At 53.1% G+C, this 13,940-nt stretch carries 11 protein-coding genes; 4 read left to right on the top strand and 7 right to left on the bottom strand.

Annotation, left to right across the window (positions count from 1 at the left end):
- Positions 1–184: 184 nt before the first annotated feature.
- A complete protein-coding gene (locus tag QA596_08110; protein MDG5767425.1) occupies positions 185–469 on the top strand; it encodes an RNA-binding protein in 285 nt (94 codons plus the stop codon).
- A gap of 92 nt (positions 470–561) precedes the next feature.
- On the opposite strand, the gene QA596_08105 is transcribed toward QA596_08110, so the two are convergent.
- Positions 562–789 (bottom strand): copper-binding protein, encoded by a 228-nt coding sequence (locus QA596_08105; GenBank protein MDG5767424.1) that lies wholly within the window; start codon positions 787–789, stop codon positions 562–564.
- A 332-nt stretch (positions 790–1,121) separates the two neighbouring features.
- Between QA596_08105 and hemL the strand changes: the two genes are divergently transcribed.
- Positions 1,122–2,435 (top strand): glutamate-1-semialdehyde 2,1-aminomutase, encoded by a 1,314-nt coding sequence (gene hemL / locus QA596_08100; GenBank protein MDG5767423.1) that lies wholly within the window; start codon positions 1,122–1,124, stop codon positions 2,433–2,435.
- Complete coding sequence (locus QA596_08095) at positions 2,432–3,691, top strand: MFS transporter (protein ID MDG5767422.1); 1,260 nt, start codon at positions 2,432–2,434, stop codon at positions 3,689–3,691. Before hemL ends, QA596_08095 begins: the two co-directional genes overlap by 4 nt.
- Positions 3,692–3,913: 222 nt before the next feature.
- On the opposite strand, the gene QA596_08090 is transcribed toward QA596_08095, so the two are convergent.
- From QA596_08090 to hemG, 3 genes are all read right to left on the bottom strand, one after another.
- A complete protein-coding gene (locus QA596_08090) occupies positions 3,914–4,318 on the bottom strand; it encodes a hypothetical protein (protein MDG5767421.1) in 405 nt (134 codons plus the stop codon).
- A gap of 215 nt (positions 4,319–4,533) precedes the next feature.
- Entirely contained in the window at positions 4,534–5,364 is an 831-nt protein-coding gene (locus tag QA596_08085; protein MDG5767420.1) for an NAD-dependent epimerase/dehydratase family protein, read from the bottom strand.
- A 68-nt stretch (positions 5,365–5,432) separates the two neighbouring features.
- Positions 5,433–6,926, bottom strand: coding sequence for a protoporphyrinogen oxidase (gene hemG / locus QA596_08080; protein MDG5767419.1), 1,494 nt, complete (start codon positions 6,924–6,926; stop codon positions 5,433–5,435).
- A 263-nt stretch (positions 6,927–7,189) separates the two neighbouring features.
- On the opposite strand from hemG, the gene QA596_08075 reads away from it, so the two are divergent.
- A complete protein-coding gene (locus QA596_08075) occupies positions 7,190–8,992 on the top strand; it encodes an AMP-binding protein (GenBank protein MDG5767418.1) in 1,803 nt (600 codons plus the stop codon).
- A gap of 226 nt (positions 8,993–9,218) precedes the next feature.
- On the opposite strand, the gene QA596_08070 is transcribed toward QA596_08075, so the two are convergent.
- The 3 genes from QA596_08070 to QA596_08060 all read right to left on the bottom strand — a co-directional run bounded on the left by QA596_08070 (position 9,219) and on the right by QA596_08060 (position 13,894).
- On the bottom strand, positions 9,219–10,958 hold the full coding sequence (locus QA596_08070) for an AMP-binding protein (protein ID MDG5767417.1): 1,740 nt from the start codon (positions 10,956–10,958) through the stop codon (positions 9,219–9,221).
- Positions 10,959–11,140: 182 nt separating this feature from the next.
- Positions 11,141–13,540 (bottom strand): TonB-dependent receptor, encoded by a 2,400-nt coding sequence (locus tag QA596_08065; GenBank protein MDG5767416.1) that lies wholly within the window; start codon positions 13,538–13,540, stop codon positions 11,141–11,143.
- Between the two features lie 207 nt (positions 13,541–13,747).
- Entirely contained in the window at positions 13,748–13,894 is a 147-nt protein-coding gene (locus tag QA596_08060) for a hypothetical protein (protein ID MDG5767415.1), read from the bottom strand.
- Positions 13,895–13,940: the final 46 nt, after the last annotated feature.

Here is a 13,940-nt window from a genome sequence, read left to right as displayed (position 1 = left end):
GATGAAATATTGATCACGGGTTGTAAGCCAACCCCTGCTTTATTGCGTTCAAGAGTGGCCAGAGTAACACGCCGCAAGGCCCTGTGCTCGTTTCCCCGGTCAGATATCGGTGGTGGCAGACTAATGACGCTTGTTCCGTTGAAATTGCCAAGTTACATAACCCTTAAAATAAAATACGACGAATATGACCACGATTTATGTTGGCAATCTCAGCTTTAAAACAAGTGAAGACCAGCTTTTAGAACTTTTCACCGAATACGGTGATGTCTCCTCGGCAAAAATTATCACCGACCGCGAAACCGGCCGTTCCCGCGGATTCGGTTTTGTAGATATGGGTGATCAGGGCGAAGCAAATGAAGCTATCGAAGATCTGCATGAATCCGAATTTATGGATCGCGTGCTTGTTGTAAACCAGGCTCGTGCAAAAAAAGAGAACGGATTCGGCGGCCAGCGTGGCGGCAGATATTGATGATCATTCCCGGCTTCGACCGGAATCAGATTGATAAAACGGGTTTCCTTCCAAAGGATTCCCGTTTTTTTTTGCTTTGTTGAGGAGCCGAACTAATGGAGCTCCGGAGGAAGATCCAGTTCGGTATCCTCCGGTAACGGCTCAATGTCACGGATGTACCAGCCACGGTCAGTCTGCACCATCCTGAATAGAATGATATCGCCGGATTCCAGCCCGTCAGCAACCGACTCGTCATCGATTCGCAGACTCATTCTCATGGCATTCATCACATCGGGTATGGTTTCGTGAACGACGGATATAGACTCGCCTTGAAGGTCCATGCCCAGATATTGTCCTCGAACATCATATGATGCACGTTCTTCCGGTTCACCGTTACCACAAGCCGACAGAGTGAAAATTATGACCACGGCCGGCAACAAAAAGTGTGAGTGTCGCATATGCCGAATGTTTTGATTAATAACATTGTACTTGCGCTTATGATACGTATCATAAGTGTTTTTTCGAAGAAACGCTTTTCATTTATTGGGTGGTTACGTTACGACAGCGCAAGAACAGCGGGACGAGGCTGAATTTTCTGCACGATTTTTGTATTCTTGAATCTCCGAAAAAGCGACACCTTGGTTTATGTTAATCTTTTAATATTATTGATGTTATGAGCTATCCCAAAAGTCAGCTACTGTTCGAAGAGGCTAAAAAACGAATTCCCGGAGGCGTCAACTCTCCGGCCAGGGCGTTCAAGGGTGTCGGCGGAACGCCGCTCTTTTTTACCAGGGCCCAAGGCGCCCGGCTGTTTGATGAAGACGGAAATGAGTTTATCGACTATGTCGGTTCCTGGGGACCCATGATTCTCGGCCATGCATTCCCGGCCGTTGTTCAGGCTGTGCAGAGAACAGCGGAGGGATCCACCTCTTTCGGCGCACCAACCGCACTGGAAAACAGCATGGCTGAACGCGTGTGTGTGATGGTGCCGGGGCTCGACAAGATTCGCATGACCAACTCCGGTACCGAAGCCTGCATGAGCGCAGTTCGTGTCGCACGCGGCTATACCGGGCGCGACAAGATCATAAAGTTTGAGGGGTGCTACCACGGGCACGGCGATTCATTTCTGATTAAAGCGGGTAGCGGCGCGCTCACCCTCGGACAGCCCAGCAGCCCCGGAGTAACCGCCGGTACAGCCGCGGATACCCTCACCGCCGATTATAACGACCTGGAAAGCGTAACCCGCCTGCTTGATGAGAACAGCAACGAAGTTGCAGCAGTGATCCTTGAACCGGTGGCCGGTAATATGGGGTGCGTGCCTCCCGCAGAGGACTTTTTGGAAGGTCTGCGCACACTATGTGACAAGCATGGCACTCTGTTGATTTTTGATGAGGTAATGTGCGGTTTCCGGATCGCAAAGGGGGGAGCGGTCGAAAGGTATGGCGTTCAGCCTGATTTGGTTACTTACGGAAAAGTTATCGGTGCCGGAATGCCTGTAGGGGCATTTGGCGGAAGCGCGGAAGTGATGTCGGTGGTGGCACCCGACGGACCGGTTTACCAGGCCGGAACGCTCTCCGGAAATCCTGTGGCAATGAGTGCCGGGCTCGCGCTGCTTACCCACCTGGATGAAAATCCCTCGATTTATGATGATCTCGAGCGGCAATCGGCACATCTTGAAGACGGACTGAAGGAGGTTTTTGACGCGCACGGCATCAAGGTTGTGAACCAGCGGGTGGGCTCCATGCTGGGCTTTTTCTTTTGTGATGGTCCCGTAAAAAGCTTTTCTGACGTCAGCCGTACAGATACACAACTCTTCAGCCGCTTTTTCCATGGTATGCTGCGGGAAGGTGTCTATCTGCCGCCGTCCGCATTCGAATCATGGTTTGTGTCTCACTGCCACGATGAGGCTGTCATCCGGAAAACCGTTGCGGCCGCCGATCGTGTGATCGGCCGTTTGGTGTCCGGGCAGGGGGGATCGGATCATTGAAAAAGGGCTCTCTTGCCACGGTTTTTCTGGTTGTACTGATCGATCTGATCGGTTTCGGCCTTGTGTTGCCGCTGCTTCCGTTTTATGCGAGAGAATTTGCGGCAAGCGCCGTGGTTATCGGTCTCCTTTACAGCATTTACTCCGTCGCACAGTTGGTATTTTCACCGATTTGGGGCAGCTGGTCAGACCGCATCGGACGACGCCCCATCATGCTGCTCAGTACCGGAGGCGCCGTGATCGCCTATATCATGTTTGGATTTGCCGGTTCCCTGTTTGTGCTGTTTTTATCGCGTCTGGTTGCCGGTGTGATGGGTGGAAATATCGCGACCGCCCAGGCCTATATCGCAGACGTGACTTCCGAGGAGGATCGTGCCAAAGGCATGGGACTGATCGGTGCTGCCTTCGGAATCGGTTTTGTACTCGGACCGGCACTGGCATCGGGACTGATTCATCCCGGCTTTCAGGAATGGGTGGCTTCCGTTGGGTTTGCCGGAATTGCCGAATGGATGGAGCTCAGGCGTTTCGGGCTGCCCGGCTTTTTTGCCGCCTTCCTCTCTTTCTGCAGTTTCCTGCTGGTGTTATTTTTTCTGCCGGAAACCGTTGATACATCCAAATCCACCGATAACAGGGAACAGGTCAGTGTCTCCAGGCCCAGTGTGTTTCTGCCAGGATTCTGGCGTAAACTGGCCGCAGAACAGAAATCGACCGGCGGTCCCGTAATGCTTCTGCTGGGAGCGATGTTTCTTCTGTCATTCGGACAGGCCAGCCTGTACAGCGCATTTCCGCTGTTTGCCGAGGCGATACTGGAAATGACCCCGGAACAGGTTGGAATGCAGTTCTTCTATATCGGCTTAATCGCTGTGATTGTTCAGGGTGGACTCATTCGGCCACTGAGCCGGTGGTTTTCAGAAACCGGACTCTTTTTCACCGGCAATATCCTCATGACCATCGGATTTGGCGCCATCGCATTTTCACAGTCGATGTCGATGCTTACCGTGTTTCTGGGTATCATGGCACTGGGCCACAGCCTGAATCTTCCCACCATCAACAGCCTGATATCCAAAGAGGCGGGCACTAAAAGCTATGGTGCCATGATGGGGATTTCACAAGGGCTATCCGGCCTGGGCCGCGCCATAGGTCCAACCTGGGGCGGTTTGCTATATGGAGTGATGGTCTATCTTCCCTTTTATGCTACAGCACTGGTGCTCAGCGCTACCGTTTTGATCGGATGGAAACTGTACCGCCGCAGATCGTAACTTTCTACGGCCACTTTTTCATGGCATGATTCATGGCTGACATCAGGGGCCGTTGGCCCGTTATCGGTATCCAGCGGATTCAGGACATGACTCATGGCAAGCTCAACATCGATTCTCGCATCATGCGAGTGTCGCCGTCTGGCTTAACGCGCATGAATAAAGATCTGTCGGCCTTGGCCGGGGCAGCAATGCTTTCCGACCTTTAAATATGGGAACGGCTTGTCAGGGCTTGCTGCAGAGCCAGTCAAATCCCTGGCGGGCGTTTGAAAATACCTTTACCTCCACACCCATATTGGCATAGCGGTCGATGATGGGGCGCATGTTCATCTGGCCTACCACCTTTTCAGGCATCACGAGCGCCCAGTATTTCCATCCCTTTTCCAGAATACGTCCTTCCCAGTGCGTCTGGCCCCACTCAATGTCATCCTTCCGAAGCGCCGAGTTACTCCTGTCATCCGAAAGCCACTTGTTGCAATTATATTTGATAAAGGCGTCGGCTCCGGTGGTCATCAGTGTCTGAAAGTCTTTCCCAAACACAAAAGTATTGAGTACGTGTCGTACTATCCTCTGTTTTGGATAACAGAACAGAGAGTACTTCTCATTTTTAATAAGTGTCAGTTTTTCCATGTTTCCAAGTGCTTGATTTCGATAATTATCCAGAGCAAATATATGTACTTCTACCTGAAGTACATATAGTTATCGGCTCGGAAACAAGTTAGTTAAACAGTGGAAATCAAATATGATGAATCTTTGCAGGCTTGGAAAAAGAACCGGAAGGTGAAAGTATGCATCAAGTTAAACAACGGTTAATCATCCGGTATGCATGGGCATGGACCGGTGCGTCATTGCATGTGATTAAGAGCGTCCAGTGGATTGTCAAAGACATACCGATATTCCGTGTGTTCTCTAAGCTTTTCACTGATAACTCGTTTCCAGGCTTTGGGCGTGTTTCCTGTAAATCGAGGTGGCTCAAACCCCAGAATTAGAGAGGCTTTTTCATACAACTCTTTGCGAGAAGGGTGTTCTCGGCCGCAAGCGTTATAGGTTCCCGATATACCGGTTTTGTTTATTACCGATATTACGGTGCCGATAGCATCATCCTGGTGTATCAGGTTAACGGGTTCCTCTCCGTTTCCCTCGACGTCCCGCCCGGCGAGAAAACGGCCGGGATGGCGTCCGGGTCCGATGAGTCCGGCCATGCGTATGACTGTTACCGAAGCTTGAAGTCCCTCCATCAGTTGCTGCTCCATGGCGGCGAGGCCGATGCCGTTGGGTGTGTCGGGCGGGTGTGGATCCGACTCGTCGGCATCCTGTCCTTTTGAACCGTAGACACTGGTGGAACTGACCATCACCAGGCGTTTGACCGGTGATGAATTCAGATATGAAATCAGCTCTTCACCTTGCCGGAGCATGTAGGTGGTCCGGTCTGTGACACGGGGAGGTGTGATGTTGAGAACCACCGTGTCCACATCGAAAAACGAGGTGACGTCATCACCGCTGATATGCGGATCCAGACGCAGATAAAAGGGTTCAATTCCAGCTTCTTCAAGCAGGGGAATTTTCTCCTTGGTTGTGGTGCTGCCCCGGACAAAGTCTCCGTTTTCAATGAGTTTACACGCAAGGGGCAGGCCAAGCCATCCGCAACCCAGAATACTGATACGTTGATATGTCATAAGCCGATATTGTAATTATTGGTTCTGAAAAAGTGGAAAGGGGCAATGAGAGCCGTTATTAGCGGAATTTAAGTGGTTTCTTTGGTTATTCGTTCTGCCATATCGAAAGCCGCGTTGATGGAATCGCCGACGGAGATACCGGTACGGTAATTGCCCGCCAGATAAAAACCCGGATGGATCCGTTCCACATGCGACATGACATCAAGATGATTGCCGAACCCGGTATGGTACTGCGGGATGGCTTTGGGCCATACAACCCGGTGCCGGAAAAGTGGGTCGCCATTTAGGCCAAGAAGCGCGTCAATACTTTTTAATGACGCGCTTATTTGCTCGGATTCGGACTTTTCGGCCAGCTCCGGTTGCCGCATGCCGCCTATGTAGGTGGTGAGTGTGACATGCTCTTCATCGGGCGCGCGCCCGGGAAAAAGGGATGAGGTGAACAGGGTTCCCAAAATCGGGAACTGCTCAATGCCCGGTATCAGCATGCCAAAACCATCCAGCGGATGCCGTACATCCCTGCGCCGAAATCCGAGGGTCAATGTGGCAACCGGGGGATAGGGTATGCCGGTTAAAGGCTGCAACACTCCTCTCAACGAATCAGGCAGTGCAATGCGTGACAATCCATGCGCGGTTCCTGCGTAGACCAGACTGTCGAACTCTTCCGGCAGCGAGCCCTTCTCCGGCACTATTTGCCACTTATCGCCGGCCTGCCCAATTCTGCTGATAGTGCAGCCGGTCAGCATATTATCACCAAGTCGGTCTGCGAGGGCGTTGATGAGTACCTGCAGTCCTCCGTCAAATGAAAAGATATTGGCTTTATTACGCGGAATCTCATCGGAACCGGGTGGTCGCCTTACACCACCTTTCAGTAGTCCAAGAATTAGTGAGCCGTGCTGTTCTTCAAGCAGTGATAATCTCGGAAACGCGTGACGGACGGATAGCTGCTCGGGGTCACCCGCATAAATCCCGCCTACGAGCGCGTCAATGGGCCACTTCAGGAACTCGTCGTTCAGCCTTCGTCGGACGAACTCCGCGAGGGATTCATCCCGGTACTCCAAAGTGGAAGCAACCGATTCGGAAGTACCTGGAGAACCGGTCGCCGGCGCTGGCTTGTTCCGGCTCCATGTTTCGAGCTCCTCTTCCGCCGGATGCTGCTGCCGGTCCGTTTCCGGTTTCGGCCTTGCCACAAACGGTTCTTTCAACAAGGACAGTTTGGCGCTCCGGCCAAGGAGCGGGGAGGTGATAAACGCTTTCAGAGAATCGGGGGCGGCCAGCAAACGGCCATCACGCACCAGAAACCGTTTTTTAACAAGAGAGCCGGGGTAGCAGCGCCGGTTCTCCAGTTCCAGCATGGCGACCAGCTTCTTTATCCTTCCGGATGACTCAATAATGGTATTCGGCCCCCACTCGGCCATCCATCCGTCCGGATCACGTGTCGTTCGAATGGCGCCGCCGGGGGTCTCTGCAGACTCATACACACGGACGGCATATCCCCTTTTTTTCAAAAGCCAGGCAATAGTGAGGCCGCTGATGCCGCCGCCGATAATTCCAATACGCGTCATAAAAAAGGGTAAGGAGAATCACATGATGAAGGCCTGTCAGTCATGAACTTTTCGGTTGACAGGGAGTTATGATATTCACCGGGAAAGTACGTGTTTTTCCATAGCCGGACACCCGTTTTCTTGCTTGAAATGTAAACCAAATCGGTTTTCCGGTTCGTTCCACAGGGTAAAAATCGTTACATTTCAAAGCTTGTCAGGTTGTCGATATTATTGCAAGTAACTGATACTGAATATTTTACATATCAAAAAACGCCTCGGAGATTATGAGTTTACAGCCTCTGAAAACAAAAACATTAACAGCGCTACTGGAGCGCTGTATAACCGCCTACCCGGAACACCCGGCATTGGGGTATGCCGGTGAGGAAGCCACAAGTTACGCCAGGCTGGGAGAGAAGGTGAGGCTGGTCGCCTCGTACCTTCGGGACAACGGCGTGGGTCCGGGTGACCGTGTGGCGATTTTAAGCGAAAACAGTCCGAACTGGGGCGTGGCCTACTTCGGGATCACTTCACTGAAGGCGATCGCCGTTCCGATCCTGAATGATTTTCATCCATCCGAAATCCATCACATTCTCCGCCACTCGGGTGCCAGCGCCCTTTTTGTCTCCGAGCGGCTGTATCACAAGGTAGAAGAGTTTAACCTTGAAAGTCTCAATGCGGTGATTCTGGCAGACAATCTGTCGGTGATATCACCCGACTGGAGCAAGGACCGCCTTCGGCGCCTGTATGCCGAAGGAAGCCGGGAAATGAAGCGGATCAAGCATATGGCTCTTCAGATGGCCGGATTGTCGTCCATGGATATCGCTGAAGATGATCCCGCATCCATCATATACACATCCGGAACCACCGGCCACTCCAAGGGAGTGATGCTGAGCCATGGCAATATTGTGAGCAATGCCATTGCCACAGAGAAGATTGTACCCATTGGCAAAAATGACCGGCTGTTGTCCATTCTGCCGCTTCCCCACGTGTACGAATGCACGCTTGGCCTGGTACTCCCCATGATGATCGGGGCATCCGTATCGTATGTGAGCAAGCCGCCGACCGCCGCTGTGCTGCTTCCGGCCCTCAAACAGGTGCGCCCGACCATTATGTTGTCGGTTCCGCTGATCATTGAAAAAATGTTCAAGGCAAGGATACTGCCGGAAATCCGGCGGAAGAAAGTGCTTCGGGCCGCCTACAAAGTCCCTGCCGTACGAAAGCTGATTCACCGCAAGGCCGGGAAGAAGCTGATGGAAACGTTTGGCGGATGCCTGACGACCTTCTGCATCGGGGGAGCGTCCCTGGCACCGGACGTTGAAGTATTCCTGAAGGAAGCGGGATTTCCCTATGCGATCGGCTATGGGCTGACAGAGACATCACCGCTGGCTGCCGGTACCGGCGCCTCAACCGTCAGGCTCCATGCCACAGGAAAGCCGCTGCCGGGTGTGGAAATCCGCATCGACCATGAAGGAAAGGCGGATGCGGATGAAGAAGAATCTGAACGGCAGGAACGTGCAGCCGGCGGAAAGAAACGAAAAAGTGAGAAAAAGTCCGGAAAGACGAAAAAAGGTCCGCTGGACGATGGCGAAATATTGATCAGGGGGCATGGTGTGATGCTGGGCTACTTCAACGATCCCGAACTCACTGCGGAAACCGTGGACAAGGACGGCTGGCTTCGCACAGGCGATCTGGGGGCATTTGACAAGGACGGATATCTCTACATCCGCGGCCGGCTCAAGAATATGATACTGGGGCCGAGCGGCGAAAACATCTACCCGGAAAGTATTGAATCGGTGCTGCACCGATCCGACTATGTCATGGAATCGCTGGTTTTCAAACAGGATGGCCGTCTTGTGGCACGGGTTTACCTGAACTACGAGAAGCTTGATGAAGAGTTTGCCGCAATGGGATGCAGCGAAGCTGAAGTCAGAGACGAGATACGGAAGCTGCTGGTCACCCTCCGGGATGAAGTTAACGCCAGTGTAGCTTCGTTTGCCCGGCTGGCCGAGGTAATCGAGCAGTCGGAGCCGTTCGAAAAGACTCCTACCCAAAAAATCAAACGGTACCTGTATGTAAACAAAGGGTAACTCCCGCTGCTTACGCGTACCGGCTGCCTGGTGTCCGGTGAATACTATCCTCCGACAATGCGATGCTCCGGTTTACCGGACCGCAGACGATCCGCCCCTTCGATAATCAAGCCGGCTTATCGTTAGTATTAAACACCCTCCGCGCATGCAGTAATGGCCGGCGTTATTCCATGACGCGCACTCATCGCGTTAATTTTCACCCGATTTCAGGCGTAATTAGGTACGATCAGTGCTCTTCGGTACTGATCGGTCGCGGATCCTTGCCCACCATGTAGCGTTTGATCTTCTGCGTGGTTGTTTTTGCAAACTCCTCTTCCCGGATGATGAAGTCCTGTATCCGCTTGAACGAGGCGAGCTGCTTGTTCACCTTGTTGATTTCATTGCGGATGGTTTCGTGAATCCACTCCGAGGTGATCTCCTTTTTCTTCGCTTCGGCACGTGAGATGAGCGCTTCTCCATCGACAACGATCTGAGCGACAATCTTTTCGTTGTATGCGCTATCAGACTGGCCGTACACCATCACTTCCTGAATATACGGGCTCCGGTTCAGCAGATCTTCCAGCTCTTCGGGAAAGACGTTTTTGCCGTTGGCCGCGATAATGACATTTTTCTTTCTTCCGCTGATGTGGAGGAACCCGTCCTTGTCGATGTGACCCAGATCCCCGGTGCGGAACCATCCGTCTTCTGAAATGGATTCGCGGGTTGCCTGCTCGTTTTTGTAATAGCCCAGCATGACGTTATCGCCTTTGGCCCAGACTTCGCCAACCCCGTTCTCGTCGGGTTCGTGAATTTTCAGAGCGACACCGGGCAGCGGCAGTCCGGCGGCTTCATCCTTGAACGCTTCCAGCCGGTTCAGTGTGAGAATGGGTGCGGTTTCGGTCAGCCCGTATCCCTGCAGAAACATGAAGCCCATGCGGCGAAGCCCGGCTGCAACTTCCGGGTCGGGAGCGGCACCCCCGGCAATAAACAGCCGGATGTTTCCACCGAATTTTTCGTGGAGCGACTTGAACAGCTTGCGGGGGGCATCCGACCATCCCAGAGACTTCAGCAGTCCAGCGGCATTCAGCATGGGCGGGACCAGCACGCGTGTAGCTGCCTTCTCGTTTATTCCCTTTCTGATGTTTTTGTACATTTTTTCGTACAGAAGCGGCACTCCCAGCATGATGGTCGCTTTGCTCACCTTGAGGTCATCCAGGATGGTTTTTAGTGACCGGGCAAACCAGACGGAGCATCCTTTGTACAGCGGACATAGAAAACCGCAGGTACATTCATAGGTGTGGTGGATGGGGAGCACGGAGAGGAACCGGTCTTCCGGGTAGAGGCGCACCATCCGTACCATCCCCATCAGATCCGTAACAATATTCTTCTGCGAAAGCATCACCCCCTTGGCCCGGCCAAGCGATCCGGAAGTGAACACGATAATGCTCATCTCATCCGGGTCGATTTTCGGCATAGCCACTGTTTTTCCGGCAGGGATGTCATCCATGAGCGATTTCATGGAGAGAAATTCACCTTCCGATTCCGGCAGGTCCATATGGATGTAGTGCCGAATTTTTTTGAGCGATGTATGTGTGCTCTCAAAATGTGAGGAGGATCCGCCGGAAAAAATGACGGCTTGCGCATCTGATTCGTGGATGATGTTCAGAATTTCTGTTTTCCCGAGGTTTTTATCGACCGGAACGATGACGTAGTTATAGCAGGCTGCCGTAAGATAGGCGACCCCCCACTGCACCCTGTTTTCACCGATCAGGGCGATGTGAGCGCGCTCCTTGAGTCCGAGTTTTTTGAGCGCGGTGCCGAAGACCCTCACATGGTGGAGAAGCTGTCCATAGGTCGCTTCGTTGATGGGTGTGGGGGAAAAGTCGGTGAGTGCGCGGCGCTTTTCAAAATGGCGAGCTGACTGAATCAGCATGTCCTGCACCGAAGAAACTTCGGGGGTCTCGAATAACGGGGCTTGCGTATTCATAAATGGAGGCGCTTGACGTGGAGGAAATAATGTGAAGCGGAGAAAGCCAAAAAAAAGCCGGATACGGTTTTGTCCGCATCCGGCAATCTATCAATTCACGCACATAGTTGAAAGACCGAATCACTTTCGGTTTCCTCACCGAAACCGGTGCAAGGGAGTTGTCCCGCCTGCCTGCAAGACGTTCAGATTTTCAGGTCAATTCCGAACATGATCATCCGCGGCAAGCCCAGCCGGATTCCCTGCGGGCGCCGCGATGAGATATAGCGTTCATCGGTGAGGTTTTTGACGGTGGCTGACAGGGTAGCGTCAAATGTCGTCGGCAGCCGGTAGCGCAGTCCGGCATCCAGAACGGTGTAGCTCTCGATCTTGCCGCTGCGTCCATCTCCGCCGGGTTCGGAGAGGTTGCGCGCATCGCCGTACTGTTCACCCGTAAAAATTCCTTTCAGATACCCCGAAATACCGGTTTCATGGTAGAGTGAGAGTTGACTGAAGCCCGACCATTCCGGAGCGTAGGGCAGATGATTTCCCTTAACGTTGACTACCTCGCCTCCACCGGCGGATACAAAGCGGTCTTCGTTGAAGGTCGCCTGGTTCCAGGTGCCGCCGGCTTCCCATTCGGCAGTCAGGGGAAGTCCGCCAAGCGGAATGGGCATAAATCTCAGCAGGAATTCGAGGCCATAGTGTTCAGTTGCCCCGCCGTTGGTGAGGCCGGTCGCGTTGGGCATGCCCTGTCCGCCCGCCGACTCTGCAACCGGAATAATCTGATTCTCAAACGTCATATAGTAGCCGGTGACTTCCGCATTGAGGTAGGGCAGCGGCCTGAGCCGGAATCCGGCTTCGTAATTCCAGCTCCATTCGGCGTCAAGCTCTTCGCTGTCGCCGGTAGCGGTAAGCGCGTCTTTGACGCGGGGCGGACTAAAGCCGCGGTGAACTCCGGTGAACAACGAGGAGTGCGGACCGAGTTGGTAGTTGATTCCCATCCCCGGTATGAATGCAACGACGTCGTCGGTGGTGCTGCGATTGACATCTTCGAAATTGACGCGCATTATCTCCCGTTCGTAATTAAAATATTCGACACGCAGGCCGGGAGTAGCGGTGAGTTTCGGCGTCACATAAAACCGGTTTTGCACATATCCGCTCACGGCATGGCCGGTGCGTATTTCGTCGTCGCGAAGATCACCGGTAGCCGGACTTGCAATGGAGCCGTTGATGCGTTTTTCAAACGCGCGTTCATACAGGAACCGGAATCCGGCATCCAGTTCATTGCGGAACTCACCGACATGGAAACGGGCGCTCAGGCGCGGTTCAAAACCGACCACCTCAAATTCACGATTACGATTTCCCGTTGTCGGGCGGAACCAGATGGCACCGAAATCCCGGTCCGTGTTACCGATAATACGGCTGTACTCCCGACCGGCTACAGGCTGGTTGTCAAAATCCTGCCGCGACCAGTTTCGTGTTGTAGTGTACGCGTAAGCGGCGGTGCGGAGCTGGATATGATCGCTGAAGAAATAGTCGTGGGTAAGGCTGGCCGAATAGCGCCGGATGTTAAGCTCATCGTCGGGGGCGAGGTCGGTGAAATCAAAATTGCCGTTTTCGAACATGGGCTGACTCAGTCCGACATAGGTGGAGTTGGAGGTTTCGTCGTACAGGCTGAGCTTGACACCAAGCACCGAACGCCGGCCCATTGTGAGTTTCCATTTTGCGATGATGTCGTTGATGCGAAATTCCAGTGGACCAACTTCGTCACCCTGGCGCCGCAGGTAGGTGAGTTGAAAGCCCGAGTTGCCGAAGGTGTTGCCATACCCCAGCCGTGAGGTAAACAGCCCGCCTTCACCACCGGATATGTAGGCATCCAGCCGGGCTTCGGGGGGAGGATCGGGTGTGAGGTAGTTGATGACTCCGCCCACCGTCTGCGGCCCAAAGAGAATGGAGCCGCTTCCCTTGATGACCTCAACGCCATCCATGCGTGTGATGGAAGGTGTGTAGTACATTTCGGGCTCTCCGTACGGAGCAAGCGCGACGGGCATGCCGTCTTCAAGCATCAGTACATTACGGCTCATGCTGGGGTCCAGCCCACGGATTCCGATATTGGCACGCAGCCCGAGTCCATCCTGATCCACCGAATGAACCCCCGGGATCTGCCTGAAAATTTCGGTGGCGTTCAGTGGACTGGTCTGCTCCAGTCGCTGTGCCGATACCACCGAAGCCGAACCCGGAATGCGGGCAAGACGGTCCGGCGTACGACCGACGATCTCGATCTGAGGCATTTCATAGGAGGCCTCGAGGGTGATGGTGATGCGTGCAACTTCATTCTCTGCAATACTAACGGTACGTTCGACGGGTTCGTAGCCGATGTGACTTATGCGAACCAGATGCTCGCCTACAGGAATATTTGCAAGCCGGAACGACCCGTCTCGGCGGGTAATGGTTCCCTTGTTGATATGGGGAAGGGCGATGTGAGCGTGGGAAAGGGTCAGGTTTTCTTCGTTTTGAATTGTTCCCTCCAGGGAACCTGCGGGGCCTGCTTCAGGCACCGGACTGAAAACCAGTAGCAGCAGGGCAAGTAAAATAGTTTTCATACAGTCATTTGATTGTTTTCGAAGAGCGGGTCAGAATATGCACCAGGCTCATAGGTGATTGTTAATACTTTTTTTGAAGTGCGTCCTAAAAATACGGGATGGGAATGGAATGCGCAATTATTATTTAAACTAAGTCTAAATAACCAGGTAAATCATTACTTGAGAACACGTTATCACTGATGGCCTTTCGCAGCGCAATGCGAGTCACTATGGAGTCGGCAGAAGAGTCGGGGGTGCCAGGGTGGAGGGGATACTCAGGTATCGTCTTTGTGTGTTACCGAGCTGCGGTGTAACTTCCATGGAATCATCGCCATTGGCGGCAAGCAGGTCTTCCACCAATGGATGCAAAAGCAACTCAGAGCATTTTTAAGTGTATTCAAACTACTGCCGCGCCATACTT

The organism is Balneolales bacterium ANBcel1, assembly GCA_029688905.1.
In the GTDB taxonomy this organism is placed as follows: Bacteria; Bacteroidota; Rhodothermia; order Balneolales; family Natronogracilivirgulaceae; genus SLLW01.
The sequence above is the reverse complement of the archived record's forward strand: the minus strand, read 5'-3'. Positions and strand labels throughout refer to the sequence as shown.